Origin of the sequence: Methylobacterium indicum, from assembly GCF_017347565.1 — a bacterium.
GTDB classification, from domain to species: Bacteria; Pseudomonadota; Alphaproteobacteria; order Rhizobiales; family Beijerinckiaceae; genus Methylobacterium; species Methylobacterium indicum.
The window spans coordinates 752279-778380 of record NZ_AP024145.1; the positions used below are offsets into that span (position 1 = coordinate 752279).

General features: G+C 71.6%; 28 protein-coding genes. 15 read left to right on the forward strand and 13 right to left on the reverse strand.

Features of this window, described 5'->3' with window-relative positions:
• Positions 1-17: 17 nt before the first annotated feature.
• The 5 genes from miv_RS03445 to miv_RS03465 are packed head-to-tail and all read left to right on the forward strand — an operon-like array spanning position 18 to position 3499.
• A complete protein-coding gene (locus miv_RS03445) occupies positions 18-998 on the forward strand; it encodes a VWA domain-containing protein (RefSeq protein WP_244748847.1) in 981 nt (326 codons plus the stop codon).
• A gap of 2 nt (positions 999-1000) precedes the next feature.
• Complete coding sequence (locus miv_RS03450) at positions 1001-1585, forward strand: SRPBCC family protein (protein ID WP_207181435.1); 585 nt, start codon at positions 1001-1003, stop codon at positions 1583-1585.
• The gene (locus miv_RS03455) at positions 1582-2535 is read left to right on the forward strand and encodes a YncE family protein (RefSeq protein WP_244748849.1); all 954 of its coding nucleotides are present in this window, start codon (positions 1582-1584) and stop codon (positions 2533-2535) included. Before miv_RS03450 ends, miv_RS03455 begins: the two co-directional genes overlap by 4 nt.
• An 8-nt stretch (positions 2536-2543) precedes the next feature.
• Positions 2544-3110: a hypothetical protein gene (locus tag miv_RS03460; RefSeq protein ID WP_207181437.1), complete on the forward strand. Its 567-nt coding sequence runs from the start codon at positions 2544-2546 to the stop codon at positions 3108-3110.
• Positions 3111-3136: 26 nt separating this feature from the next.
• Entirely contained in the window at positions 3137-3499 is a 363-nt protein-coding gene (locus miv_RS03465; protein ID WP_207181439.1) for a hypothetical protein, read from the forward strand.
• Between the two features lie 10 nt (positions 3500-3509).
• On the opposite strand, the gene miv_RS03470 is transcribed toward miv_RS03465, so the two are convergent.
• The 3 genes from miv_RS03470 to betI form a co-directional block, all read right to left on the reverse strand.
• Complete coding sequence (locus miv_RS03470) at positions 3510-4316, reverse strand: trypsin-like peptidase domain-containing protein (RefSeq protein ID WP_207181442.1); 807 nt, start codon at positions 4314-4316, stop codon at positions 3510-3512.
• A 186-nt stretch (positions 4317-4502) separates the two neighbouring features.
• Positions 4503-5480, reverse strand: coding sequence for a TorF family putative porin (locus miv_RS03475; RefSeq protein ID WP_053221129.1), 978 nt, complete (start codon positions 5478-5480; stop codon positions 4503-4505).
• Positions 5481-5966: 486 nt separating this feature from the next.
• Positions 5967-7949, reverse strand: coding sequence for a transcriptional regulator BetI (gene betI, locus miv_RS03480; protein ID WP_207181443.1), 1983 nt, complete (start codon positions 7947-7949; stop codon positions 5967-5969).
• A 291-nt stretch (positions 7950-8240) separates the two neighbouring features.
• Between betI and miv_RS03485 the strand changes: the two genes are divergently transcribed.
• From miv_RS03485 to betA, 5 genes are all read left to right on the forward strand, one after another.
• Positions 8241-9182 carry a choline ABC transporter substrate-binding protein gene (locus tag miv_RS03485; protein ID WP_048430934.1) on the forward strand — a complete coding sequence of 314 codons (942 nt, stop codon included), beginning with the start codon at positions 8241-8243 and terminating at the stop codon, positions 9180-9182.
• Between the two features lie 96 nt (positions 9183-9278).
• Positions 9279-10136, forward strand: coding sequence for a choline ABC transporter permease subunit (gene choW, locus miv_RS03490; protein WP_048430935.1), 858 nt, complete (start codon positions 9279-9281; stop codon positions 10134-10136).
• Positions 10133-11413 carry a choline ABC transporter ATP-binding protein gene (gene choV, locus miv_RS03495; RefSeq protein WP_244748851.1) on the forward strand — a complete coding sequence of 427 codons (1281 nt, stop codon included), beginning with the start codon at positions 10133-10135 and terminating at the stop codon, positions 11411-11413. Before choW ends, choV begins: the two co-directional genes overlap by 4 nt.
• 99 nt (positions 11414-11512) lie before the next feature.
• Entirely contained in the window at positions 11513-12982 is a 1470-nt protein-coding gene (gene betB, locus miv_RS03500) for a betaine-aldehyde dehydrogenase (RefSeq protein WP_207181446.1), read from the forward strand.
• 94 nt (positions 12983-13076) lie between these two features.
• Positions 13077-14771, forward strand: a complete 1695-nt coding sequence (gene betA, locus miv_RS03505; RefSeq protein ID WP_207181452.1) for a choline dehydrogenase — start codon at positions 13077-13079, stop codon at positions 14769-14771.
• Between the two features lie 45 nt (positions 14772-14816).
• Here betA and miv_RS03510 read toward each other — a convergent pair whose 3' ends face one another.
• Positions 14817-15776 (reverse strand): hypothetical protein, encoded by a 960-nt coding sequence (locus miv_RS03510; protein ID WP_244276333.1) that lies wholly within the window; start codon positions 15774-15776, stop codon positions 14817-14819.
• A 127-nt stretch (positions 15777-15903) separates the two neighbouring features.
• Positions 15904-16560 carry an alpha-ketoglutarate-dependent dioxygenase AlkB gene (locus miv_RS03515; RefSeq protein ID WP_207183377.1) on the reverse strand — a complete coding sequence of 219 codons (657 nt, stop codon included), beginning with the start codon at positions 16558-16560 and terminating at the stop codon, positions 15904-15906.
• Between the two features lie 146 nt (positions 16561-16706).
• On the opposite strand from miv_RS03515, the gene yddG reads away from it, so the two are divergent.
• The gene (gene yddG, locus miv_RS03520) at positions 16707-17594 is read left to right on the forward strand and encodes an aromatic amino acid exporter YddG (RefSeq protein WP_207181454.1); all 888 of its coding nucleotides are present in this window, start codon (positions 16707-16709) and stop codon (positions 17592-17594) included.
• Between the two features lie 18 nt (positions 17595-17612).
• Here the strand turns inward: yddG and miv_RS03525 are convergent, their stop codons facing one another.
• From miv_RS03525 to gloB, 5 genes are all read right to left on the reverse strand, one after another.
• Positions 17613-17807 (reverse strand): hypothetical protein, encoded by a 195-nt coding sequence (locus tag miv_RS03525; protein ID WP_207181456.1) that lies wholly within the window; start codon positions 17805-17807, stop codon positions 17613-17615.
• Positions 17808-17867: 60 nt separating this feature from the next.
• Entirely contained in the window at positions 17868-18509 is a 642-nt protein-coding gene (locus miv_RS03530) for a Shedu anti-phage system protein SduA domain-containing protein (protein WP_207181458.1), read from the reverse strand.
• Positions 18509-18790, reverse strand: coding sequence for a hypothetical protein (locus miv_RS03535; protein WP_207181460.1), 282 nt, complete (start codon positions 18788-18790; stop codon positions 18509-18511). The genes miv_RS03530 and miv_RS03535 overlap by 1 nt, the downstream gene beginning before the upstream one ends.
• 300 nt (positions 18791-19090) lie before the next feature.
• Positions 19091-19528 (reverse strand): cupin domain-containing protein, encoded by a 438-nt coding sequence (locus miv_RS03540; protein ID WP_048430941.1) that lies wholly within the window; start codon positions 19526-19528, stop codon positions 19091-19093.
• Positions 19529-19533: 5 nt separating this feature from the next.
• Entirely contained in the window at positions 19534-20313 is a 780-nt protein-coding gene (gene gloB / locus miv_RS03545) for a hydroxyacylglutathione hydrolase (protein ID WP_207181462.1), read from the reverse strand.
• Between the two features lie 179 nt (positions 20314-20492).
• Between gloB and miv_RS03550 the strand changes: the two genes are divergently transcribed.
• Both miv_RS03550 and miv_RS03555 read left to right on the forward strand, forming a co-directional pair.
• Positions 20493-21233 carry a class I SAM-dependent methyltransferase gene (locus tag miv_RS03550; RefSeq protein ID WP_058619583.1) on the forward strand — a complete coding sequence of 247 codons (741 nt, stop codon included), beginning with the start codon at positions 20493-20495 and terminating at the stop codon, positions 21231-21233.
• Between the two features lie 5 nt (positions 21234-21238).
• Positions 21239-21958: a MarC family protein gene (locus miv_RS03555; protein WP_207181464.1), complete on the forward strand. Its 720-nt coding sequence runs from the start codon at positions 21239-21241 to the stop codon at positions 21956-21958.
• On the opposite strand, the gene miv_RS03560 is transcribed toward miv_RS03555, so the two are convergent.
• Positions 21924-22955, reverse strand: a complete 1032-nt coding sequence (locus tag miv_RS03560) for an alpha/beta fold hydrolase (protein WP_207181465.1) — start codon at positions 22953-22955, stop codon at positions 21924-21926. The genes miv_RS03555 and miv_RS03560 overlap by 35 nt on opposite strands.
• Before the next feature lie 171 nt (positions 22956-23126).
• On the opposite strand from miv_RS03560, the gene dapB reads away from it, so the two are divergent.
• Positions 23127-23924: a 4-hydroxy-tetrahydrodipicolinate reductase gene (gene dapB / locus miv_RS03565; protein WP_207181466.1), complete on the forward strand. Its 798-nt coding sequence runs from the start codon at positions 23127-23129 to the stop codon at positions 23922-23924.
• A gap of 32 nt (positions 23925-23956) precedes the next feature.
• Entirely contained in the window at positions 23957-24580 is a 624-nt protein-coding gene (locus miv_RS03570; protein WP_058619586.1) for a 2,3-bisphosphoglycerate-dependent phosphoglycerate mutase, read from the forward strand.
• Positions 24581-24678: 98 nt separating this feature from the next.
• Here miv_RS03570 and miv_RS03575 read toward each other — a convergent pair whose 3' ends face one another.
• Positions 24679-25116 (reverse strand): hypothetical protein, encoded by a 438-nt coding sequence (locus miv_RS03575; RefSeq protein WP_207181467.1) that lies wholly within the window; start codon positions 25114-25116, stop codon positions 24679-24681.
• A 115-nt stretch (positions 25117-25231) separates the two neighbouring features.
• The gene (locus miv_RS03580; RefSeq protein ID WP_048430948.1) at positions 25232-26035 is read right to left on the reverse strand and encodes a YfdX family protein; all 804 of its coding nucleotides are present in this window, start codon (positions 26033-26035) and stop codon (positions 25232-25234) included.
• Between the last annotated feature and the right edge of the window lie 67 nt (positions 26036-26102).

Here is a 26102-nt window from a genome sequence, read left to right on the forward strand (position 1 = left end):
GACCGTTTCCCGGTGCCGTGCGGCGCCTTCTCGGCGATGCCCGCGGGCGGCTGCTCGCGGGCGCGCTCGGCCTCACGCTCCTCACCCTCGCGGCGCCGCGGCTGCCGGTGACGGGGCAGCGCGTCGAGGCGGTGGTGGTGGTCGACATCACCGGCAGCATGAACACCCGCGACGAGCATCTCGACGGCAAGCCGGTGAGCCGGCTCGACAAGACCAAGGCCGCCCTGCGGGCGCTCGCCGCCAACCTGCCCTGCGGCTCCCGCCTCGGGCTCGGCCTGTTCGCCGAGCGGCGCACCTTCCTGCTGTTCGAGCCGATCGACACCTGCGCCGACTTCGCGGCCCTCGACGGGGCGATCGCCGGCCTCGACTGGCGCATGGGCTGGGAGGGGGACAGCCGGATCGCCGCCGGGCTCTTCCGGGCCATCGCGCTCGCGGGCGAACTCGGCAGCGACCTCGTCTTCGTCACCGACGGCCACGAGGCGCCGCCGCTGCCGGCTCGCGGCGGGCCCGCCTTCGAGGGCAAGCCCGGCGCGGTGCGCGGGCTGATCGTCGGCGCGGGCGGCCACGCCCTGGCGCCGATCCCCCGCTACGACGACCGCGGCCGGGAGATCGGGTTCTACGGCCCCGAGGACGTGCCGCACGAGAACCGGTTCGGTCCGCCGCCCCCGGGCGCCGAGACGCGCGAGGGCTACAACCCGCGCAACGCCCCCTTCGGCGGCGTGGCGCCCCGGGGCACCGAGCACCTGTCGAGCGTGCGCGAGACCTACCTGCGCGGCCTCGCCGCCGAGACCGGCCTTGCCTACGTGCCACTCGACGATCCCGCGGGGCTGGCCGCCGCCCTCACGGCGGTGGCGACGACGCGGCCGCGGCCCGTCCTCCTCGACCTGCGCCCTTGGCTCGGCGCCGCGGCGCTCGCCCTCCTCCTCGTCCTGTTCGGTCTCCTGCCGTGGCGTGCGCGCCTGGGCGGGGCCGTCTCCCGCCTTCGTCACGGAGCGTAGACATGCGTCGTCATTTAGCCCTCCCGCCCCGCCGCGCCGCCCTCGTCCTGCTGATGGTCGGGGCCGGCCTGTCCTCGGCGCTGGCCCACGGGCCGACCCCGCAGAAGATCGAGGCCGACGTCACCATCGCGGCGTCCCCCGACGCGGTCTGGGCCGTCGCCGGCCGGTTCGGGGACGTCGCCGCCTGGAACCCCCTGGTCGCGAGCGGCAAGAGCACCGGGACCGGTACCAAGAACGGCGACACCCGGACCCTGACGCTCAAGAACGGCGGCATCCTGCACGAGAGCCTCGACGAGTACGACGCGGCCCAGCGCAGCTACTCCTACCGCCTCGACGATCCCGACCTGAAGGCGCTCCCGGTCTCGTCCTATTCCGCCACCTTGACGGTGACGCCGGACGGCACGGGCAGCAAGGTGGCGTGGTTCGGCCGGTTCTATCGCGGCGACACCGGCAACGAGCCGCCGGAGGAGCTGAGCGACGCGGCCGGCCGGGCGGCGATGAAGGCGTATTTCGAGACCGGCCTCGCCGGCCTGAAGGCGAAGGTGGAGGGGAACGGGGCGGGGACCAAGGCCGGGGCCGTCCGGTGAGGGGACTCCGTCTCCTCGCCGTCCTGGTCTGCGCGCACGGCGCCCTGGCGGGCGGCATCCGGGCCGCCCTCGCGGGCGACCTCTACGTCGCGGGCCAGGAAGCCGGGGTGGTGTCGCGGGTCGATCCCGCGACGATGCGGGTGGTCGGCACGATTCCCGTCGGGCCGGGACCCGCCGGGCTCGCGACCGGGCCCGGGGGACGGGTCTACGTCACTCACCCGGATCACCGGGCGATCACGGTGATCGACGGGCCGGCGGCCCGCGTCGTCGCCCGCCTCGACCAGCCGGGCTCGCCCTTCGGCATCGCGGCGGCGCCCGACGGCGCGGCGCTCTATGTCGGCGACTGGCGCCGGGGCGAGGTGGTGCGGCGCGACCCCCGCACCGGCGAGGCCATGGGCCCGGCGGTACCGGTGCCCGATCCCGCCGGCCTCGTCCTCGACCGTACAGGCGGGCGGCTCTACGTCGCCGACCGCGAGCACCGGCGGGTCGTCGTGATCGATACCGCCGCCATGCGCGAGGTCGGCACCGCGTCGGCCGGCGAGGGGCCCTTCGCGCTCGCCCTGAGCCCGGACGATGCGCGCCTCTACGTCGCCAACGTGCGCAGCGGCGACGTCACGGTGATCGAGACCGGGACGCTGACGACGCTTTCCACCGTCACGGTCGGGGCGATGCCCTACGGCGTCGCCGTCACGGCCGACGGCCGCTTCGTGGTGGTGAGCCGCCAGCATGCCGGCGCCGTCGCGGTGATCGCGGCGGACGGCCTCGCGCCCCTCGGCGACGTTTCGGTCGGACGCTACCCAGAGGGCGTGTTGGCTCTGGCGGACGGCCGCGTCGCCGTCGCCAACTGGTTCTCGGGCGACCTGTCCTTCATCGACCCACAGGCGCGGCGGGAACTGGCGCGGCTGCCCCTGGCCGACGGTCCCCGCGGCCTCGCGGTCGCGCTCCGGTGAGGCACGCGGTGGCGGTCCCCCTCCGCGCGGCGCTCGCCGCCCTCCTGCCGCCCGCCATCCTCCTGCCGCTTGCCGGCTGCGGCGACGAGCCGGCTCGCGAAGAGGCTCCGCCGGTCGTCGTTCGCAGCGCCGACGCGGCCCGTTCCGAATGGCTGGGGGCCGACGACCGGACCGATCCCGCCCTGTGGCTCGCCGCCCGCGCCGCCGGACATCCGGTGCCGGCCGGGGACGCGGCGGTCTCCGCCCTGAAGGCGGCCTTGGACCAGGCACGGCCGCACTTCATCGAGGACGAGCGGATGATCGCCAACCGCACGGCGCAGGTCATCCGCATGATCGCGGGCGCCCCCGAGCCCGCAATCCTGATCTCCGGCCTCACCGCGGTCGCGGCCCCGACCGGGCGCCGGCAGCTCTACGGCGCCCTGTGCCAGCATTACGTCAACCTGCGCAGTGCCGGCGCCGACCACGCCACGGCCCTCGACCGGCTCCGGGAGCGCTACGCGGCGCAGGGCGGACCGGACCGCGACGAGAACGGGGCGGACGACCGCCGTCCCGCGAGCCCCCCGGCTCCCCGCTGACCCGATCCCTCCCCGAGGATATCCCGATGCGCACCACCCTCGTCGCCCTGGGGCTCGCTTCCGCCCTGTGGTTCACCCCGGCGCTGTCCGCCGAAGCCCCGGGACCCGCCGTCGCCGGCACGGTCAGCAACGATGCGATCAAGCTGTCCGGTCTGGTCCGGTTCGTGGTCGAATCCTGCCCCGGCACGAAGCCGGACTACGCCCGCTTCAAGGAGGTCGTCGAACGGCTCGGAACCGATCTGGCGGCCTTGTCGCACGGCGAGGCGCTGATCCGCTCCGCGACCTACACCCAGGCCTACCAGAAGGACCCGTCGGCGAGCTGCCGCCTGGCGCAGGAGCGGTTCGGCCCGAACGGCACGATCGTGCCCGGACTGATCGGGCCGGGCTGAGACCCCGCTCCTAACGGGTCCGGGCCGCCGCCTCGCGCAAGGCGTCGAGGAGCGGGCCTTCGAGCATCAGGGCCGAGCCGTAATGGAACTCGCCGTCATAGCTGCGGCGGGAATTCATCGACAGCGAGGCGCTGTGCATCGCGATCAGGTGCCCGGCCGCGTCGAACAGGCCGGATCCCGAACCGCCATAGCCGTTGTTGCAATCGTGCCGGGCCATGCGGATCCCGTCCTCGCCCGGCCGGTCGATCTGCCGGATGGCGCAGGTCTCGAGGCTGGTCGCGCTGCCGAAATTCTCGTGACCGGCCGGGGAGACCATCGTCACCGGGATCGTCTCGCCGCCGGTGGGCAGCCGGTCCGCTTCGTCCGGGAGCGGCTGCGCGGCGGCGGCCGTCACCGGCTCGCGCAGGGCGAGGAGGGCCCAGTCGTCGGTGATGTGGAGTGCGCTCGCCCCGGGCTGCACCCCGAGATGCAGGCTCTCGGGCTCGAAATCGTAGTTGCGGCCGGCGATCTGGAAGAAGCAATCGGCCACCGCGCGGGTGACTTCGAGGCGCCGGCTGCGGAAATTGTGGGCGTTCAACATCACCACCCGCGGCCCGGCGATCAGCCAGGCCGCCGCCGCCCGCTTCGGCACGCCGCCCGCGTCGCGGCAGAACAGGATGCCGGCGCCCGGGAAGCGGGCGAAATCCGGCGCGGCCATCGCCCGGCGGCCGTCCTGCGGGTAGAGCGCGGCGAGCCGGACGGTCTCCGCCACCGCCGGCCCCGGCAGGAGCGCGATGCCGACCAGGGCCGCGAGGATCCGCCGTCTCGGATGGGGCATGGGCCTGGATCCTCGCGGGTCTTCTTGTCGAACCCGCGAGAATTACAGATCGGTGACGCCCCAGCGTCAAGCGGCAACATCGGCGTGCCGCCGCGACACCTGCGTTCACCGCCGATCCAGCCTGCGAGGGCCGGATTCTGGCAACACCGGACCTTCGCGCCCCGTCCGCGAGGACGAGGCGTCCGGTCAGCGCACCGCCGGCCCTTCCGCGTCGCTGGTGCGCGCCGGCACCGACGGCGCCAGGGTCTCCTGGCCGGAGAAGATGCCCGGATCCTTCGAGGTGACGTCGACCGACACCGTCGCGACCACCGCCTGGCCGCACCAGTTGGAGCGGAACGTGCCGTTGAAGATGCTGCGCGGATCCGCGGTGAGCAGGCCGCACTCGCTCTTCGTCAGGCTGGTGTTGTGATAGCGCAGGTCGACGGTGAAGTTCTTGTAGGTGTAGGCGATGCCGACGTTGCCGTAGGTGTAGTCGGGCAGTTTGAACACGCCGAAGGAGGCCTTCGTCGTGCCCAGGAAGTACTGGCCGACCTCGGCCGAGAGCAGGAGGCCGCTCGGCAGCATGCCGAAGGTGCCCTCGGGGATCGTGTACTTGGCGATGCCGGAGACGTAGGTGCCCGGGGCGTGCGTGCCGAAGTAGCTCGGCGCATGGTAGACGTTGACGCCGAGCGTCAGGGCATCGTTCACCGCGTACGCGGCCTTGCCGACGAACTCGTAGTAATCGGCGTTGTTGGCGGTGTAGATCGTGCCGTCGGGGCCGATCAGGGCGCGCTCGCCGGGGTAGTTGTAGAACACGTAGCCCAGATCGAACGACCAGGCGCCGAAGGTCGGCCGGATGCCGGCGGAGAAATCCATCTCCATCGAGGGCCGGTTCGGCAGGTCGACCTGCTCGCCCGAAATGCCGGTGTAGAACAGCCCGTCGAGCATCTGGAACTCGAGGTAGCCCTGCGCGCCGGGATGGCGGTTGGTCTGCGAGATGCCGCGCGAGTTGTAGTCGGACACGAAGCGGAAGCCGAAGGCCGCAGAGACCATCTGCGGGTCCACCGCCGGCAGCGTCGGCACCACCGCCGGGGCCTGCTTCGGCACCGGCGCGTCGGCCGCATGCCCCAGGGTCGGAAGGGTCAGGGTAAGGGAAAGGGACAGCAGCGCGAGGCGAATCGACATCGGATTGTCCAGATGCTGGAGGAAAACAGCACAGCGTTCGCGCGGGGTCGGCGCGCAGGGACTGGCGTGGTGTTTGGCTCCGCGGCTCTTTGTCTGCACCAAAGAACGCACCTTGAGCACTTCATTTGTTCCGCAGCAGCGGCATCCTGTCACGCGTTCAACCCGGATTAAGATTGACGTACGGCAAGATGATGTAATCCTGCCACAATCGGAATCGGGGAGGGTATCGTTGTCGAGCTTTCGTCGGGATTCTTAATTAGAACAAGTTTAGAATATCTGATGTGCTGCTATACGCCGTTCATTACGTCAGTAAATAAAGTCAAATAACGCAAAGTTAAGCGGGGTATTCGGTATTCGACGCTGGGCGCCCGTCCGAAGCGGCCTTTCGACAGGCCGGCGTCGGAAAAACGCCCGGAGCGGCCAGTCCATCACCTCGCGCGAGGGCGGTATCGTCCTCGTCGCGGCATCGCGGCGCCCCGGCTGGGTTCATTCCACGTTGCCGGGGCCAGGGCCGATAACGCGCATCGCACGATCTTGTTCCCGTCCCGCGGCCGGCGGGTCGATGGCCGCCGCGCCCCGGCCGTCCCGGTTCGGCGCGTCGTCGTTGATCACGCAGAGATCCGCGTCGAGGGCATCGGCGAGGCGCCAGGCCCGTCCGGGATCGCCGCAGAAGAGGCCGAACGCCGTCGGGCCGTCCATCCCCTGTCCCCGTGCGAGGCGGGCGGCAAGCCCGCGCTCGTCGTCGAAGGGGATCGGTGCCACGACGGCCGCGAAGGCGTGGCCGCGCACGAGCCGCATCTCCTCCGTGCAGCGATCGAGCACCAGGACGGCGGGCCAGCCCGAGCCGGCAGGCCCGGCGGTCGCCAGCCTCGCACCGGCCGCCAGGTCGGCGTCGAGGGCCGCCTCGAGGCCGGCCCGGTGCTCCGGCGACACCAGGGGTCCGATCGCGGTCGCCATGTCGAGCGGGTCGCCGGGATGCAGGCCGGCCGCCCCGGCCTGCAGGGCGTCCAGGAGGCCCGGCAGCGCCTCGGTCTGGACGTAGAGGCGCGACTGGCTCGCGAAGGAGGATCCGGTCCAGCTCCGGCCGCCGGCGAGGATCGCCGCGGCGACGCGGGCGGGATCGGCCCCCGGCAGCACGATCGTGCCGGCCTTGCGGGCCCCGATCCCGGCGCCGAGATCGAGGCCGCCCGCCGCGTCCCGCTCTCCGAGAAGGCCCGGATGGGCGCGCAGGAGTTGCGCGCTCTCGGCATCGCCCGGCAGGACCGTGAGCACGCCCTCGGGAAAGCCCGCGCCGACGAGGAGCGCGGCGAGGCGGGCAAGCGTGCGCGTGGCGCGGCGATCGGCGCAGACGACGAGGGCGTTGCCGCGGGCGAGCGTGCCGGCCCGCGCGCACAGGCCCACCATCGGCGCGCTCCAGTGCAGAACGGCGCCGACCGCGCCCGCGGGCCCGCGCCGCAGGCGGGCGACCCGGCCCTCGCCGAGATCGGTCCAGGTCGTCGCGCTCCCCTCGGCGAGGGCGGCCGCCCGCTCCAGCAGGGTCAGCGCGTCGGCGAGGTCGGGGCCCGCGGTGTGGCGGAGCGGACGGCCCGTCTCGCGGCTCTCGAGGCGGGCGAGGTCCGCGCCCTCCGCCCGCAATCTCTCGGCGCAACGCCGCAGGACCCGTCCCCGGCCGGGCGCGCCGAGGGCCTTCCAGGCGGCAAGGCTCCGTACCGCGTCCTCGACCGCGCGGTCGATCTCGGCCGCGCGCGCCGGGGAGAAGCACGCCATCTCCTCCCCGGTCGCGGGGCTGAGGTGGCGGATGGGGGGCGCGGCGTCCGCGGGGCGGGAGACCCGGATCGACGGCGCCGCCGCCTCGGGCCGCGGCGAGGCGCCGGCCAGCAGGCCGTCGATGAGGGCGTGCACCGTGCGGCGCGCCTGCGCGGCGTCGCCGTCGCTTCCGTCGCCGCCCGCGGCGACGTGGGAGCGCAGCCAGAGTCCGTCGATCATCGCCGAGATCATCGTCGCGTAGGTCGCCACGCAATCCTCCGGCACCAGGCCGCGCAGGGCGTGGCTCAGGTTGGTGACCATGCGCCGCTGGTAGACGTGCTGCACCCGCTGGAAGCGCCTCGAATGCGTGATCTGGCCCCAGAAGGCGAGCCAGACGGCGCTGGTGCGCCGGTCGAACTCCTCGTCGGCGAGCGCCGCGTCGCCGACCGCGAACAGCCGGTCGCGCCGGGTTGCGGCCTCCGCCAGCCGTGCCGCCGTGGCCCGGGCGAGGCGGGCGGCCATGAAGCGCAGCGTCGCCTCGAGCAACCCGTCCTTGTCGCCGAAGTAGTGGGCGAAGAGGCCGGTCGAGACGTTGGCCCGCCGCGCGATCTCGCTCAGCGAGGCGGCCTTGAAGCCGACCTCCGCCAGGGTCTCGATCGTCGCCTCGATGAGGTGGCGGCGCCGGACCGCCTCGAAGCTCTGCAGGGTCTCCTGTCGATTCATCCGCCCCTCGCCCCGTGGGTGGCCACACCGCCGTCAGCCGGTTGAATGATCATTCAAAGCATTCTCGACGGCAAGGCCGGTCCGCCGGGTCGCCCCGCCGACCGTACCGGCCCTATACCCCCATGGACTTCGATCAACGTGCTGCGACGCACAATATCCGGCGCGAACGGCGCGCAAAGCAGCATGGATTGTTGAAAAAATTTGCGTGACTTTACGCCAGTCTGTGTATTGAATGGGTGTTCAACGGGTTCGGCCGACGGGTGGCGCGGCCTGGGTGTGGTGGGAGGTGTCATGCGAACTGTCCTGGCTCGTGCGCTCCTGGGCGCGTCATTGTTGGCCACGCCGGCGGCGGCGGCCGATCCGGCTTCCTGCAAGGCGGTGCGCTTCGCCGATGTCGGCTGGACCGACATCACGGCGACGACGGCACTCGCCTCCCGGGTGCTGACCGGCATGGGTTACGCGCCCAAGAGCCAGATCCTCTCGGTCCCTGTGACCTATGCGTCGCTCGGTGCCAAGAACATCGACGTGTTCCTCGGCAACTGGATGCCGACGATGGAGGCCGACCGGAAGCCCTACCTCGACAAGAAGGAGATCGAGGTGCTCGGGCCGAACCTGACCGGCGCCAAATACACCTTCGCGGTGCCCGAGTACCTGTACGACCAGGGTCTCAAGAGCTTCGACGATATCCAGAAATTCAAGCGCCAGCTCAAGGGCAAGATCTACGGGATCGAGCCGGGCAACGACGGCAACCGGACGATCCTCGGGATCATCAAGGACAACAAGTACGGGCTGGGCAGCTTCGATCTCGTCGAATCGAGCGAGCAGGGCATGCTCGCCCAGGTCGAGCGGGCCGTCCAGCGCAAGGAACCGATCCTGTTCCTCGGCTGGGAGCCCCACCCGATGAACACCAAGTTCAAGATGCGCTACCTGTCGGGCGGCGACGACACCTTCGGCCCGAACTACGGCGGGGCCGAGATCTTCACCAACCTGCGCGCCGGCTACGGCGAGCAGTGCCCGAACCTCTACAAGTTCTTCAAGAATCTGACCTTCGACCTGCCGACCGAGAACGTGGTGATGGGCTCGATCCTGTTCGACGGGTTGCCCGCCGAGAAGGCCGCCGACGCCTGGCTGAAGGCCAATCCGAAGACCTGGGCGCACTGGCTCGACGGCGTCGAGACCCTCGACGGCAAGCCCGCCCTGCCGGCGGTCCGCGCGAGCCTCGGGCTCAACTGACGCCCTGCGGCGGGGGCGTCGTCCTCCGCCGCGCCCCCGAGCCTGCCGGCGGTGCCCGGCGGGCCCCCGTCATCCCACGAAGCGGGCAGGCCCCCCATGTACGACTGGATCGTCAGCCACAAAATCTCGCTCGGCATCTGGCTCAAGGTCTGCGTCGACTTCCTGAACACGCACGCGCAGCCGTTCTTCGATTTCGTCTCGACGGTCCTGAGCGCGATGGTGCAGGGACTGACCGACGGGCTCACCGCCGTGCCGCCGCTGCTGCTGATCGGGCTGTTCGCCCTCGGGGCCTACCTGCTGCACCGCTCGATCGGCCTCGCCCTGTTCATCGTCGCCTCGCTGCTGCTCGTCGTGAATCTCGGCTACTGGGAGGCCACGATCGAGACCCTGTCCCTGGTGATCTGGTCGACGGCGGTCTGCGTGCTGATCGGCGTGCCGATCGGGATCATGGGGGCGCACCGGCCGATGTTCTACGAGGCGATCCGGCCGCTGCTCGACCTGATGCAGACGATCCCGACCTTCGTCTACCTGATCCCGACCCTGGTCCTGTTCGGCCTCGGCACGGTGCCGGGCATCATCTCGACGGTGATCTTCGCGCTCCCGGCGCCGATCCGCCTGACCCAGCTCGGCATCGCCTCGGTGCCCCCGAGCCTGCGCGAGGCGGCCCTCGCCTACGGCGCCACCCGGACGCAAATGCTGTTCAAGGTGGAGCTTCCGAGCGCGATGCCGACCATCCTCGCCGGCATCACCCAGTGCATCATGCTGAGCCTGTCGATGGTGGTCATCGCCGCGCTGGTCGGCGCCGACGGCCTCGGCAAGCCGGTCGTACGGGCCCTCAACACCGTCAACATCGCGATGGGCTTCGAGGCCGGGCTCGCCATCGTGGTCCTCGCCGTCATCCTCGACCGGGTGTGCAAGCGTCCGGCGCCACGCAAACGGAAGGCTGCCCGATGACCGTCGTCGACCAGGACATGCGCACCCTCTCGGCCCCCGCCCCGGCGGCGGCCCCCACCGCCCCGGCGGCGGCCCCCACCGGCGCCGCGCCGCAGGACGTCGCGCGGGAGAGCGCCGTCGCGCTGCGCGACGTCGACATCGCCTTCGGGCGCAACGTCAAGGCCGCGCTCGCGCTCTCCGACGAGGGCAAGTCCCGCGACGAGATCCGCCGGCGCACCGACGTGCTGATGGGCACGTTCAAGGTCAACCTCGACGTGCGCCCCGGCGAGATCTGCGTCCTGATGGGCCTGTCGGGGTCCGGCAAGTCCACCGTGCTGCGGGCGATCAACGGGCTGAACAAGGTCGCGCGCGGCGCGGTGCTGGTGCGTCACCGCGGCGAGCCGGTCGACGTCACCCGCTGTCGGAGCGCGACCCTGCGCGACGTGCGGCTCAACACCGTGTCGATGGTCTTCCAGCAATTCGGCCTACTGCCCTGGCGCAGCGTGCGCGACAATGTCGGGTTCGGGCTCGAACTGCGCGGCGTGCCCGCCGCGGAGCGCAACCGCGTCGTCGACGAGAAGCTCGCGATGGTCGGGCTCGACGCCTGGGCCGACAAGATGGTCCAGGAACTGTCGGGCGGCATGCAGCAGCGCGTCGGCCTCGCCCGGGCCTTCGCCACCGACGCCGACATCCTGCTCATGGACGAGCCGTTCTCGGCGCTCGACCCGCTGATCCGCGACAAGCTGCAGGACGACCTCCTGGAGCTGCAGCGCCGGCTCAACAAGACCATCGTGTTCGTCAGCCACGACCTGTCGGAGGCCCTGAAGCTCGGCAACCGCATCGCGATCATGGAGGGCGGCCACGTCGTCCAGTACGGCACGCCCTCGGACATCGTGCTGCGCCCGGCCAACGCCTACGTGGCCGAGTTCGTCAAGCACATGAACCCCCTCGAGGTGTTCGACAGCGGCTCGGTGATGACGCCCGCCGCAGCCCTGCGCCGGGACGGCGACGCCGTTCTGCTCGACGGAAGCGGCGAGGTGCGCCTGCGCGTCGACCGGTCCGAGCGCCCGGTCTCGGCCCAGGTCCGCGGGCGCGAGATGCCCCTCGGCCACGTCGACGGCAGCGGCGCCGGCAATTCGGCCGGCCTCGTGGTCGCCCCCGTGGACCTGCCGCTGCGAGCCGCGATCGACCTGCGCCTGCGCTCGCCCTACCCGATCGTGTTCGTGGACGATCTCGGGCGCCTGGCCGGCCTGTGCGACCACACCGAGATCTATCGCGGGCTGCTCCAGCACCCCTGAGCGCCGTCCCGCACCGGCGCCGCCCCCGGCGCGGTGCCCCAGCGCGAGCGCGTTTCGGCGCGCCGTCCCGACATCCCACCTCCGCCGAGGTCGCCCACCATGTCGTCCGTTCCGATCCATCGTCCCTTCATCGCCGGGCGCCCCGCCGCCGAGGCCGGGCGGCGCAGCTTCCGCGCCATCAACCCGGCCGACGGCAGCGTGCTGGCCGAGATCGAGCACACGACCCGCGAGGACCTGGAGGCCGCCATCGAGGCCGCGCGGGCCGGCCAGGCGGTCTGGGCCGCCACCCCGGCGCGCGAGCGCGGCCGGGTGCTGATGCGGGCGGTCGCCCTGTTGCGTGCGCACAACGACGAGATCGCCCAGATCGAGACCCGCGATACCGGCAAGCCGATCGCCGAGACGCGCAGCGTCGACATCGTCACCGGCGCCGACGTGCTCGAATATTATGCCGGCCTCGCCGCCGCGATCGAGGGGCGCCAGATCCCCCTGCGGGAGACCTCCTTCGCCTATACGCGTCGCGAGCCGCTCGGCCTCGTCGCCGGCATCGGCGCCTGGAACTACCCGATCCAGATCGCGCTCTGGAAGTCGGCACCGGCCCTCGCGGCCGGCAACGCGATGCTGTTCAAGCCGAGCGAGGTGACGTCGCTCACCGCCTTCTCGCTCGCCGAGATCTACGCCGAGGCCGGCCTGCCGGCGGGCGTGTTCAGCGTCCTGCCGGGCCCGGGCACCGAGATCGGAACCTGGCTCACCGAGCATCCGGCGATCGCCAAGGTGTCGTTCACCGGCGGCACCGCCACCGGCTCCAAGGTGATGGCGGGCGCCGCCCGCTCGACCCTCAAGGACGTGACGCTGGAACTCGGCGGCAAGTCGCCGCTCATCGTTCTCGACGACGCCGATCTCGATCGCGCCGCCGACATCGCGATGGCGGCGAACTTCTTCAGCTCGGGCCAGGTCTGCACCAACGGCACCCGGGTCTTCGTGCCCGCGCATCTCATGGAGCCTTTCGCCGCGCGGGTGCTGGCGCGCGTGGCGCGCATCCGCATGGGCGACCCGCTCGACGAGGCGACGAATTTCGGGCCGTTGGCGAGTCACGCCCACCGCGACAAGGTCCTGGGCTTCATCCGCTCGGGCGTCGAGCAGGGCGCCCGGCTCCTCGTCGGCGGCCACGCGCCGGAGGGCGCCCTCGCGGCCGGCGCCTACGTGGCGCCGACCGTGTTCGCCGAGTGCCGCGACGACATGGAGATCGTGCGCGAGGAGATCTTCGGACCGGTGATGTGCCTGCTCGCCTACGAGACCGAGGCCGAGGTGCTCGTCCGGGCCAACGCCACCTCGTACGGCCTTGCCGCCGGCGTCGTCACCCGCGACCTCGTCCGCGCCCACCGGATCGTCCACGGGCTCGAGGCGGGCATCTGCTGGATCAACACCTGGGGCGAGTCGCCCCCCGAGATGCCGGTCGGCGGCAACAAGCAATCGGGCCTCGGCCGCGAGAACGGCCTCGAATCGCTCGAGCGCTTCACCCGCACGAAGTCGATCCAGGTCGAGCTCGGCGATTTCGCCCCCGTGTTCTGACGCAGGAACCGACACCGACCCGCCGCTGCGGCGCGGCGTCCCGGTCCCCGCGACCGACCCGCGCCGCCCGTCCCCCGAGACCGGATCCGAGACCATGCCGCAGACAGACGCACCCGAGTACGACTTCATCATCGTCGGCGCCGGCTCCGCCGGCAACGTGCTCGCCACGCGGCTCACCGAGGACCGGGACACGACGGTGCTGCTGCTGGAGGCCGGCGGCCCGGATTACCGGCTCGACTTCCGCACCCAGATGCCGGCGGCGCTCGCCTATCCGCTCCAGGGCCGGCGCTACAACTGGGCCTATCTCACCGATCCCGAGCCCCACATGAACGGGCGGCGGATGGAATGCGGCCGCGGCAAGGGGCTCGGCGGTTCCTCGCTCATCAACGGCATGTGCTACATCCGCGGCAACGCCCTCGACTACGACGGCTGGGCCCAGCTGCCGGGCCTTTCGGGCTGGTCCTACGACGAATGCCTGCCGTATTTCCGCAAGGCGGAGAGCCGCGACATCGGGCCCGACCCCTATCACGGCGGCGACGGTCCCCTGAGCGTGACGACCGCCAAGCCGGGCAGCAACCCGCTCTTCGCCGCCATGGTGGAGGCCGGGGTGCAGGCCGGCTTCCCGCGCACCCCCGACCTCAACGGCTACCAGCAGGAGGGCTTCGGGCCGATGGACCGGAGCGTGACCCCGAAGGGGCGCCGCTCCAGCACGGCCCGGGGCTACCTCGACCAGGCGCGGGCGCGCCCGAACCTGACCATCGTCACCGGGGCGCTCACCGACCGGATCCTGTTCGAGGGCCGGCGCGCGAGCGGCGTCGCCTACCTGAAGGGCGGGCGGCCGGCCGAGGCGCGGGCGCGCCGCGAGGTGCTGGTCTGCTCCGGCGCCATCGCCTCGCCCCAGCTCCTCCAGCGCTCCGGGGTCGGCCCGGCGGATCTCCTGCGCGGCCTCGACGTGCCGGTGGTGCTCGACCTGCCGGGCGTCGGCGAGAACCTCCAGGACCACCTCGAGATCTACGTGCAGTACGAATGCACGAAGCCGGTCTCCCTGGCCCCGGCCCTGCGGCCGTGGAACCAGCCGGCCATCGGGGCGCAGTGGCTGTTTCTCGGTACCGGGATCGGCGCCAGCAACCAGTTCGAGGCCGGCGGCTTCATCCGCTCGAGCCCGGATTTCGCCTGGCCCAACCTGCAGTACCACTTCCTGCCGCTGGCGATCAGCTACAACGGCAGCAATCCGATCAAGGCGCACGGCTTCCAGGCCCATGTCGGCTCGATGCGTTCGCCGAGCCGCGGCCGCATCCGCCTGACCTCCCGCGACCCGCGCCAGCACCCCAGCATCCTGTTCAACTACATGGCGACGGAGCAGGATTGGCGCGAGTTCCGCGACGCGATCCGCCTCACCCGCGAGATCGTCGCCCAGCCGGCACTCGACCCCTATCGCGGCCGCGAGATCAGCCCCGGGCCGGCGCGACGGACCGACGCCGAGCTCGACGCCTTCGTGCGCGAGCACGCCGAGACCGCCTACCACCCCTCCTGCTCGTGCAAGATGGGCGAGGACGCGATGGCGGTGGTGGACGGGGAGGGCCGGGTCCACGGCCTCGAGGGCCTGCGGGTCGTCGACGCCTCGATCATGCCGCTGATCGTCACCGGCAACCTCAACGCGCCGACGATCATGATGGCCGAGAAGATCGCCGACCGGATCCGCGGCCGGGCGCCGCTGCCGCGCAGCGAGGCGCCCTACTTCGTCGCCGGGGCGGCCCCGGTCCGCAGTCCCCCCGCCCGCGCGGCGTGACGGCGAGGCCGAAGAAAACCCGGGGGGCCGGCCTCCGGGACCGGCTCAGAACGCGATGGTGTCCACCACCTTGCGGAAGCGCGGCAGCATCGTCTCGCGGTCCTGGGCGCGCACCACGCCGACGGCGCGGAAATAGCCGTCGGGCTGGAAGCGGATGGTCTGGGAGACCACCACCGGCGTGCCGGACGGGATGTCGACGGCCCGCGCCACGATCTCGTGCCAGTCGGCGCCGTTCTGGCGGTAGCTCTGCGAGCGCTCGATCGCGAAGTCCTTCATCGTCTGGTTCGAGTACAGCGCGGCCTTCGCGAAGGCGTCGCGCTGGTCGGTGGACGGAGCCGGCTGCACCGCCTCGGCCAGCACCAGGATCGGCTGGTCGAGGTTGGTCATCTGGTCCTTCGGCCCGACGGTGTAGAGCACCGAATTGCCGCCGAGCACCCGCACCGGCCGGAAGCCCGCCGTGTCGGTGACCCGGAAGGGCAGGGCCGCGACCTGCTGGTCGATGGTCAGGGCCGGGCGGACCCGCACGCTCGTCAGCATGGCGCGCATCGCCTCGTCGCTCTCGGCGCCCGGCAGGGTCTGGCCGATGACGATGCCGGTCACGGTCGGATCGGCGACGAGGAAGACCCATTTGTGCAGGGCCGGCGCGCCCGCGGGCTGCTCGATCGGCTGCTCGCCGGTGACCAGCATCCCCTCGCGCCCGTCGGCCAGCTTGAGCGTCTCGCGGGTCTTCACCACGAGGCCCTGGCTCTTCAGGTTCTCGTCGGTGAAGTTGGTGGCGAGATCCTTGTAGGCCTGCGCCGGCAGCTCGACCACCGAGACCGTGGCGCCGCCGCTCTGCCGCTCGAAGCCCGTGAAGCGGCGCGACACCACCATCTCCTTCGCCGGCTCGAAGCCGAAGCGCGAGCCGGGCGGATAGACCGGGTCGGCCGCGAAGGCCCCGGCCGGCAGGCCGATCAGGCCGGTGAGGAGCGCCAGGCTGCGCAGCGACAGGGGACTCGTCGACATCAGACTCGTCTCTGGGTTCGCGGGGGCGACCGCCCGGGATCGGGCGGCGCTCGGGAGAGGGCGCGGTCCGGGAGCGGGCCGCGCGGGAGGTTCGAGCGCGGATGCCTCTGCCGCGCGCGCCGCTCTGTCAAGCGCGACGGATCGCCGAGACGCGCCGCAAGGTCAGGTTGAGGCGCCCGCCCGCCGGTACCGAATCGGGGAGGAGCGGCCCCGGCGCGGGAGAGAGAAGGTCGCTGGCGGGGCTCAGGATGCGGTCGACCCCGTGGAGGATCAGGCGCGAGGGTCCGCCGATCACCATCGCGTCACCGGAGGCGAGACGCACCGAGCGGGTCGGGTCGGAGCGCGCGGTGCCGCCGTAGCGAAACAGGGCCGTCGCGCCGAGCGACAGCGACAGGACGGGGGCGGCGAATTCCGCCTCGTCCCGGTCCTGGTGCAGCCCCATCCGGGCGCCGGGGGCGTAGAGGTTGACGAGGCAGGCCTCGGGCTCGGCCGGGCAGCCGGCGAGGGCGGCCCAGGCCCGCAGCACCGCCGCCGGCATCGCCGGCCAGGGCCGTCCGGTCTGCGGGTGTGTCGCTTGGTAGCGGTAGCCCGCCCGGTCGGAGACCCAGCCGAGAGGGCCGCAATTCGTCATCCTGACCGAGAACGGTTTCCCGGTGCGCGGCATCGTCGGCGTGAAGGCCGGGGCCTCGCGCAAAACCTCCGCCAGTTCCGCGGCGAGCGCGGCCTGCGCGTCGGCATCCAGGTAGCCCGGGACGTGGATCAGGCCGGGGGCGAGTTCGATCAGGGGATGGTTCCTCCGCTCGGGCGAATGTCATAGCGGGTTTTCGAAGAGGCCGCAGGCCAGCTTTTTCTCGCTGAGCCGGCGGGCCCGGCGTGATAGGACTGTCCCCCGCCTTCCCCAGCGGCATGATCCCGCCGACGAGTCCGCCCATGACGACCCGCACCGCCACCCTGATCGGTTCCGGCGCCATCCTGCTCTGGTCGCTGCTCGCGCTCTTCACCGCGGCCTCGGGCGCGGTGCCGCCGTTCCAGCTCGCCGCGATGACCTTCCTGGTCGGCGGCCTCCTCGGCTGTGCCAGCTGGATTGTGCGGCCCTCGGGGCTCGCGTCCCTGCGCCAGCCGCCCTCGGTGTGGGCCCTCGGGATCGTCGGGCTGTTCGGCTACCACGCGCTCTACTTCGCCGCGCTCCGCCTCGCCCCGCCGGCGGAGGCCGGGCTCATCAGCTACCTCTGGCCGCTCCTCATCGTTCTGTTTTCCGCGCTCCTGCCGGGGGAGGGCGGCCTGCGCGCGGCCCACCTCGCCGGGGCGCTCCTCGGGCTTGCCGGCGTGGTGACGCTGTTTCTCGGCCGCGGCTCGCTCTCCTTCGAGGCCGCCGCCCTGCCGGGCTACCTCGCGGCGCTCGCCTGCGCCTTCCTGTGGTCGGGCTACTCGGTGCTGTCGCGCCGGGTCGGCGCGGTGCCGACCGACGCGGTGGCGGGATTCTGCCTCGCCACCGCGGCCCTGAGCCTGATCTGCCACCTCGCTTTCGAGCGCACGGTGTGGCCTGAGGGCGCGGCGCAATGGGCGGCGGTGGCGGCGCTGGGCCTCGGGCCGGTCGGGGCGGCGTTCTACCTCTGGGACATCGGCGTGAAGCGTGGCGACATCCGCCTCCTCGGCGTCGGCTCCTACGCCGCGCCCGTTCTCTCGACGCTGATCTTGGTCGCGGCCGGCTACGCCCCGGCGACCTGGTCGCTGGCGCTGGCCTGCGGGCTCATCGTGGCCGGTGCCCTGGTGGCGACCCGGGGCGGTGACGGCCGTGCGGCGGCGCCGGAAGGGTGAAGGGCTTTGAACGGAGCCCTATTCCCGGCCGCAGGAATGGGCACGCTCGGCTCGGTCGGCGATGTATTCTGGTGCCGACTGGTCCGAACAGCGGCTGATATGCAGGTTGAGGGCGTCCAGCACGACGGTGAAGGCGTATCCGGCCGCCACGACGATGGCAGCCATGAGCACAAGCGTGGTCAGCCATCGCGGACGGGCCGGTTCGGCCGTCATACGGGAGCTCTTCGACGCCGCCTCGGCTGCCCGCAAGATGCCTTCGCGGCCTTGCCTCCTTCACGAGGCTGCAGCATCCATCTTTCTCAAGCCGAGCCACATCTCGAAGTCGCGATACAGCTCATCGAATGTCACGAGGGTGAGCGTGAAGCTGTCGGCCTTCACCTTGTTCCGTCGCCACTCCCACCGGTCCTTGCGAACTGCGCTCGAGAGCGAGGTCGAGCGTCCGATGACCAGGACGCCCACGATGTTGGGTCGCTCGCCGCCAAAAGCGTCCACGTAGTCGCCGGTCCTTCGATAGTGATCGAGCGCCCAGGTCCAATCGACGACTTGACTGAATCCCTTCTCGAATGCGCGCGCCCAGGTGTCGATACCGCGATCGCTATCTTCGAAGATATGCCGATCGGACGCTCCTTCGAACTCGACCAGACAGACGTTGTCCGTTCCTGCGCGGCGCACGGTAAGATCGGTCCTGAAATGCGGCAGGATTCGAAATTCGCGCTTGATGAGGTTGGCGAAGCCCAGGCGAGCGTTGTATTGACCCATCATCGCACAGAGGTTCGGCCAAAACTTGAAGTTCGCGAGAACCTGATCGCGCTCGCCGAGATCGGTCCGGGTGTCCAGCAGGTGCTTGAACTGGGCGAGTTCGGTTTCTGCGTCGCGTATGCTGAAAGCATGCGCGTCGAAATACGGCTTCGCCATCAGCCCGGCGCGATCACCGACGTGACGATGACCGTGTCGCCTTCAGTTTTGAACATCACGCGCAAATCGCCGACGCTCGCCACGAAGGCGTTGTCGACGCCCGCAATCTTCTCGATCTTGGCTTTCTCGGCGTCGAGAAAGCTCGACCTGACCGCTGCCAGCGTAGCCTCGGCCTTGCTTTTGTCGAACGGATGGAGCGACGAGACCATGTTCGCCGCGGTGTTGCTGACGAGCACGCGTCGAGCGGCAGAGCCGGCTTCCTGTCGCTGCGCCGCCGCCATCGCTTATCCTCGTTGCACTTTGCGAGACGGCCTCAATGTAGGCGTTGCCGTCCGTCCCGTCTACGTTCCGGGTCGATCAGCCACACCACGATCGGTGGCGGCAGGGAAGACGGCCCATCTGCCAGCGGCCGAGGCCGTCAACATTCGCGGCTCTCGGCATTCGCGCCTCTTGGCGATCCGAACCTAAGCAGATCTCGCCGAAATGGACACCGGTTCGGCGGCAAAAATCTGCGACAAGACAAGAACCTAAGCGGGCGAAGCGTTGGCCTGCCAACTCAAGTCTGCCGAGCAGCTCCGCCGCTACCCCCGCGGCATCGGCCGCCAGTCCGGCGGCGCCATCTCGAAACCCTCGAACCGGAAGCCCGGCGCCACGGTGCAGCTCACCAGTGTCCAGGCACCGAGGCTGGTGGCGGTCTGCCAGTGGCCGGCCGGGACCACGACCTGCGGGCGGTGGCCCCGGGCGAGGTCGGGGCCGAGATGGCGGGCCTCGGCGTCGTGGCCGTTGGGGCTCGTCGTGATCACCATCGGCGCCCCGGCATGCCACAGCCAGATCTCGGCCGCGTCGACCCGGTGCCATTCCGAAGTCTCGCCGATGTCGAGGAGGTAGTAGATCGCGGTCGAGACGGAGCGGCCGTCGATCTCGCGCGGGTCCCGGAAGGTCTCGCGGTAATGCCCGCCCTCGGGGTGGGGCTTGAGGTCGAGGAGGCGCACGACCTCGGCGGCGGTCAAAGTCTGCATCGTCGTCAGAACCGGTTCTTCCACTCGCGGAGCGCCGTGAACACCGCCGCCGGGTCGGCGCCGGGCTCCAGGCCGACCGCGCGGGCGAGCGCCGGCTCGGTGGCGCGCAGGAACGGGTTGGTGGCCTTCTCCTCAGCCAGCGTCGTCGGCACCAGGACGCGGCCTTCCGCCTTGGCTTTCTCCGCGAGCGCCGCCCGGTCCTTCAGGTTGCGGTTCTCCGGTTCGGCGGCCAGCGCGAAGCGGGCGTTCGACAGCACGTAGTCGTGGCCGGAATAGATCACGGTCTCGTCGGGCAGCGGCAGGAAGCGCGACAGCGAGCGCCACAGCACCTGGGGCGGGCCTTCCAGCACCCGGCCGCAGCCGAGGGTGAACAGGGTGTCGCCCGCGAACGCGATGCCCGCCTCCTCGAACCAGTAGGTGACGTGGTCGTCGCAATGCCCCGGGGTCTCCCAGACGGCGGCCGCGAGCGAGCCCACCGTCACCACGTCGCCCTCCCGCACCGTGGCGTCGACCTGCGGCACGGCGCTGCCGGATCTGGCCGGTGCCGTGACCCGCGCCCTCGTGCGGGCCTTCACCTCCGGGATGCCCTCGACGTGGTCGCCGTGGCGGTGGGTGACCAGGATGTCGGTGAGCGTCCAGCCGGTCTCGTCGAGGGCGCGCAGCACGGCCGCCGCCTCCGGCACGTCGATCGCCGCGCAGGCGCCGGTCGCGGGATCGCGCATCAGCACGCCGATATTGTCGCTCCGGCACGGGAAGGTGCGGATCTGGGGACGGGTCTCGGGCATGGCGGTAGTCCTCGGCGGCTCTGCGAGCGGAAGATAGGGCGGGCGCGCCGCCGGGTGAGGCGGTTCCGGCGAATAGCGGGGAGCGTGCGGCCGGCCGGCGGGTTGACGCCTTGCCGCGGGCTGGGCCACTCCCCATTGATGGCCCCGACGGCGCCCCCCGCCGCACGTCGCGAGAACCGATGAGCCTCGACGTCACCGAACTGCGCGCCTTCTACGCCAGCCCCCTCGGGGAGGTGGCGCAGCGGCTCGTCGGCCGCTCCGTCCACCGCATGCTCGGCTCGGTCTCGGGGCTCCGGGTGATGGGCCTCGGCTACGCGGTGCCGTATCTCGGCCCGGTGCGCCACGCCGCCGAGCGGACGCTGGCCTTCATGCCGGCGACGCAAGGCGTGACGAACTGGCCGGTCTCCGGCCGCTCGGCCTCGTGCCTCGTCGATCCGACCATGATGCCGCTGCCCGACGCCGCCGTGGACCGGGTGCTGCTGATCCACGCCGTCGAGGCGGTGGAGAGCCCGGCCGAGCTGATGCAGGAGGTCTGGCGCGTCCTCACGCCCGGCGGCCGGCTGATCATGGCGGTGCCCAACCGCCGCGGCCTCTGGGCGCGCCGGGATGCGACGCCCTTCGGCCACGGCCAGCCCTACAGCCGCTCGCAGCTCGGCCGGCTGATGCGCGAGACCCTCTTCGCCCCCGAGGACTGGGCCGAGACCCTCTACGTGCCGCCGGTGGAGGGCTGGCTGACGCTCCGCACCGCCAGCGCCTGGGAGCGGGTCGGGACCGGCCTGTCGCTGCCCTTCGCGGGCCTGCACGTCGTCGAGGCCGGCAAGCAGCTCCACCGCCCGGTGGCGGTCCATGCCCGCAAGACCGCACGGCTCGGCGCCCGGGTCCTGGTGCCGGTGCCCGCCCCCGTGCCGGGAGGAGCCTGATCCCGATGCCGTTTCCGGGCGCGGATGCCGCGCTGCAAAGCTTTCTCCTGGCCTTCTCGGCCCTGTTCTCGATCGTCAACCCGCCCGGCGCCGCGCTGATCTTCGCGCAGGTGACGGCCGGGCGCAGCCATGCCGACCGCACCTGGCTGTCGCGCCGCATCGGCGTCTACGCCGCCGCCGTGATGCTGGTCTCGCTCTGGGCCGGGGCCTCGGTGCTCAGCTTCTTCGGCATCTCACTCTCGGCGCTGCGCATCGCCGGGGGCCTCGTGGTGGCGGCGCAGGCCTGGAACCTGCTCGCCGCGCCCGAGCAGCGCGAGGCGCGCAAGACCGCCCAGGCCGAGCCGGTCCAGGGCAGCGAGGCGCATCCGGAGCCCGCCGCTTTGGCCGAGGTGGCGTTCTTCCCCCTGACGCTGCCCTTCACCACCGGGCCCGGCACCATCGCGGTGGCGATCGCGCTCGGCGCCGGCCGGCCCGAGGCCGGCGTCGACCGGATCGCCTATCTCGCCGGAGCGTCCGCCGCCGCCCTGGTCATCGCCCTGATGGTGCTGCTCGCCTACGCCTCGGCCGACCGGCTGGTGGAGCGGCTCGGCCACGCCCGGGCCCGGGTGCTCGGACGGCTCGCCGCCTTCCTGCTGCTGTGCGTCGGCACCCAGATCACGCTGACCGGCGTCACCGACGTGCTGGGTCCGCTCATCGCGAACGCCAGGCCAGGGTCCGTCCCGTGAGCGCCATCTGGGCGTCGACGGCCCGCACGATCCGGGCCCTGGCCGCATAGTGGATCATGTGGCCCTGGCCCGGCAGCAGGGTCAGGGTGCTGCCCGCGACCTCCGCGTGCAGCCGGCGCGACTGCTCGTCCGCATCGACGACCGCGTCCGCATCCCCGGACAGGATCGCGACCGGCAGGCGCAAGGACGCGTAGCGCGGCTGCAGCAGGGCGACCGCGCCGTTCATGCCGGCGGTGTCCTCGGCGCTCGCCCGTGCCTGCGTGGCCGACAGCGAGAGCGCCACGGGAAAGCGCGCGGTGAAACGGTCCGGCACGGCTTGCGGCTTGAAGACGTGGCGGAAGACCTGGGGCGCCAGCGCCCGCCCGACCGCTCCCGGCACCAGGGCGCGGGCGGCGTCGCCGAGGCCCGGCACCGCGAGCGGCGCGATCAGCGCCACGTCGGCCCGCCGGCCCGGATAGTAGTAGCCGGAGAGCAGCACCAGCCCGCGCAGGTCGAGGCCTTCGGTGATGGCGAGCGCCAGCGCCACGATGGTGCCCCAGGAATGGCCGACGACCACCGGACGCTCGGCCTTGAGCGCCGCGAGCGCGTGGGCGATCAGCCGCGCCTGCGCGGCGGCGCTCCAGACCCAGTGCCGCGGTCGCTCGGTATGGCCGAAGCCCGGCCGGTCGATCGCGATGACCCGGTAGGATTTGGCCAGCTGCTCCACCAGCCCGCAGATGACGAAGTCCTCCGCCATCGTGCCGTTGCCGTGGATCAGCACCACCGGCCGGCCCCGGCCCTTGACGATGCAGTGCACCCGAACCCCGTCGACCTCGACGAAGCGCCCGGGCGGCGTGTGCGCCGGCTCCTCCGGCTTCAGAGCCTCCGAGCTCCGCCGCATCAGGGCGCCGGTCTGGCGGGCGGCGGCGGCGTTCGCCTTGGCGGTGGCGCGCAGGATCCGCACGGCGCCGCTGGCGGCGCGGCGCGAGGCGCGCCCGGGAACGAACCGAAAGGCCATGGGATCTCCGGCGCGATGCTGCATTGCGGGAGAAGATGGGGCATCCGCCGGCCCGCGCATATCCCCGCGGGCCAGTCATATCCCGGTCATGCGCCTTGGCAGCATCCGCCCGCCCCTGTACGAGGCCCCGGAAGGGACGGCCGGGAGCCGCCCGCATCAGGAGCGTGACCCATGCGTCTCGTCGTCGTCGGCGCCTCCGGGCGGATGGGCCGGATGCTGATCCAGGCCGTCGCCGAGGCTGAGGGTTGCACGCTGTCGGGGGCGATCGAGCGCGAGGGTTCGCCGGCGCTCGGCCAGGATGCGGGTGTGCTCGCCGGGCTCCCGCCGCTCGGCGTCTCGGTCACCGACGACCCGCTGCCCGCCTTCGCCGAGGCCGACGGTGTCCTCGATTTCACCGCGCCGGCCGCGACCGTGTTCTACGCCGAGCTCGCCGCCCAGGCCCGCATCGTCCACGTCGTCGGCACCACCGGCCTGTCGCCGGACGATCTTTCGAAGCTCAAGGCGGCGGCGTTCCACGCCCGCATCGTCCAGTCGGGCAACATGTCGCTCGGGGTCAACCTGCTGGCCGGCCTCGTGCGCAAGGTCGCGGCGACGCTCGGCGACGAGTACGACATCGAGATCCTGGAGATGCACCACCGCCACAAGGTGGACGCCCCCTCCGGCACCGCGCTCCTGCTCGGCGAGGCGGCGGCGCAGGGGCGCAACGTCGCGCTCGCCGAACGCAAGGTCGCGGTGCGCGACGGCCATACCGGCGCCCGCGAGCCCGGCACGATCGGCTTTGCCACCCTGCGCGGCGGCAGCGTGGTCGGCGAGCACAGCGTGATCTTCGCCGGGGCCGGCGAGCGCATCGAGCTCACCCATCTGGCGAGCGACCGCGGCCTCTTCGCCGCCGGTGCCGTCAAGGCCGCCCTCTGGGCGCAAACCCGCGAGCCCGGCTTCTACGGCATGGACGACGTGCTGGGCCTCTGACCCCTTTTTCTCGAAACGGAGCGAACCGCATCATGGAGCGTCTTCTCGTCCTCGCGCGCCACGGCCAGAGCGAGTGGAACCTGAAGAACCTGTTCACGGGCTGGAAGGACCCGGGGCTCACCGAGCTCGGCGTCGAGGAGGCGCGGGCGGCCGGGCGGCGGCTCAAGGCGAAGGGCGTGCAGTTCGACGTCGCCTTCACGTCGGACCTCACCCGGGCCCAGCGCACCTGCGCGTTGATCCTGGAGGAGCTCGGCCAATCCGACTTGCCGACCCATGCCGATGCCGCCCTCAACGAGCGCGACTACGGCGATCTGTCGGGCCTCAACAAGGACGATGCCCGCGCCAAGTGGGGCGAGGAGCAGGTGCATGTCTGGCGCCGCTCCTACGACGTGCCCCCGCCCGGCGGCGAGAGCCTGAAGGACACCGTGGCGCGGGTGCTGCCCTACACGATGCGGGAGATCCTGCCCCGGGTGATGCGCGGCGAGCGCGTGCTGGTCGCCGCCCACGGCAACTCGCTGCGCGCCCTGGTGATGGTGCTCGACGGGCTCACCACCGAGACGATCCCGGGCCTCGAGCTGCATACCGGCGTGCCGCTGGTCTATCGCCTCAAGGACGATACCACCGTCGAGACGAAGGACGTCCTCGACCGCGATTGAACGGCGCGAGGGGCGCCCGTCGCCGGGCGCCCCTCGTCGTCGCTCCGCTAATGCCTAAGCAGACTTGCGTTGGCAGGCCAACGCTTCGCCCGCTTAGATTATTGATGTGTCGCAGATTTTTGCCGCCGAACCGGTGTCCACTTCGGCGAAATCTGCTTAGACCCGGACAGGGGCGGCGGCTGCCCGGGCAGCGCATCGTCCGAGAGTTGCAGGCAGGTCAGCAGGGCGACGTAGGACGGCGCCCCGATGTCGTTCTCCCGCACGCAGTCCCGCCGGTCGGCGGCCGGAAAGTGCCGCCAGCGCTGCCGCAGGATCGCCCGGGCCGACCGCTCGTCGGCGAGGCAGCCCCGGTAGCGCTGCGGGTCGTCGATGCCGGATCCGGCCGTGCGATCCGGCCGGCACATCGCCCGGATCGGGAAGGCCGGGACGTCCGCGGACCGGGCGCGGGCGGGCTCCGGCGTGCCGAACCCCGCCAGGACCAGCCCGGTCCCGAGAGCCAGCAGGATGCGGGTCGATCGCGCGGCATCCGGTTGCACGGCCATCCTCCTCACGGTCGATCCGACGTGCTCGATCGGGTGGTTCCGGGACGGCGCTCGCGTCCCGGAACCACCCGATCAGGCTTTCACCACCCGCCCGTGTCGCAGGCTTTCATCACTTCGCAGGCTTGGCGTCGGTGTGGGCGGGAGCCGGCGCGGCGGCCTTGGTGCTTCCGGTGACGGCCACCTTCGGCATGCCGATGACGTCGATCACGTCGAAGCGCATGCCGTCCTCGGCGGTCTTCAGGGCCGCGTTCGCCTCGTAGTACTTGCCCTGGCCGATCAGCGTCGCCGCCTGGTTCACGTCGGCGGTGGTCTTGTCGAGGGGCAGCACCGCCATGACGAAGTTCACGTCGACATGGGCGAGCTTCAGCTTCTCGATCGCACCCTTCTGGTCGCCCTTGGCGAGGCTCTTGTTCGCCTCGGTCACCGCTGCCGCCTTCTCGGGAGTCGCCACGAAGTCCTCGCCGAGGGTCATCTGGGCGTCGACCGGCACCCAGGCGACCTTGTCCTTGCTCTTGGCGGTCGCATCCTTGGCGGTCGTATCCGCGGCGGCGGTCTTGTCGGCCGCGGCCTTGTCCTTCGCCACCGCCATCTCGGCCGGCGTCTTCAGCTCGGCCTCGGCCTTGGTGAACACCGCGTCGTCGGTCTTCGCCTTGGCCAGGGCGGCCTGCGCCTTGCCGATCAGGCTCTTGGCCTGGGAGGGATCGGCATCGAAGATGGCGATGCGGGCGAGGTGCATGTCACGGAAGGCCTGGGCCCCGTCCTTCGAGAGCTTGCCGACATCCTTGTCGACCGCCTTCTGGGCCGCGGTCTCCTGCACCACCGCGGGCTTGGTCGCCTGCTCGGCCGCATAGGCGGCACCGCCGAGGACCGTGGTGGCGACGAGGGCGGCGGCGAGAGACTTGCGATAGAACATGATAGTGCCTCCTCTTGAGTTGATGTCGGTTTGTTTTCGCGACATCAACGCATCGTCTACATCGTGA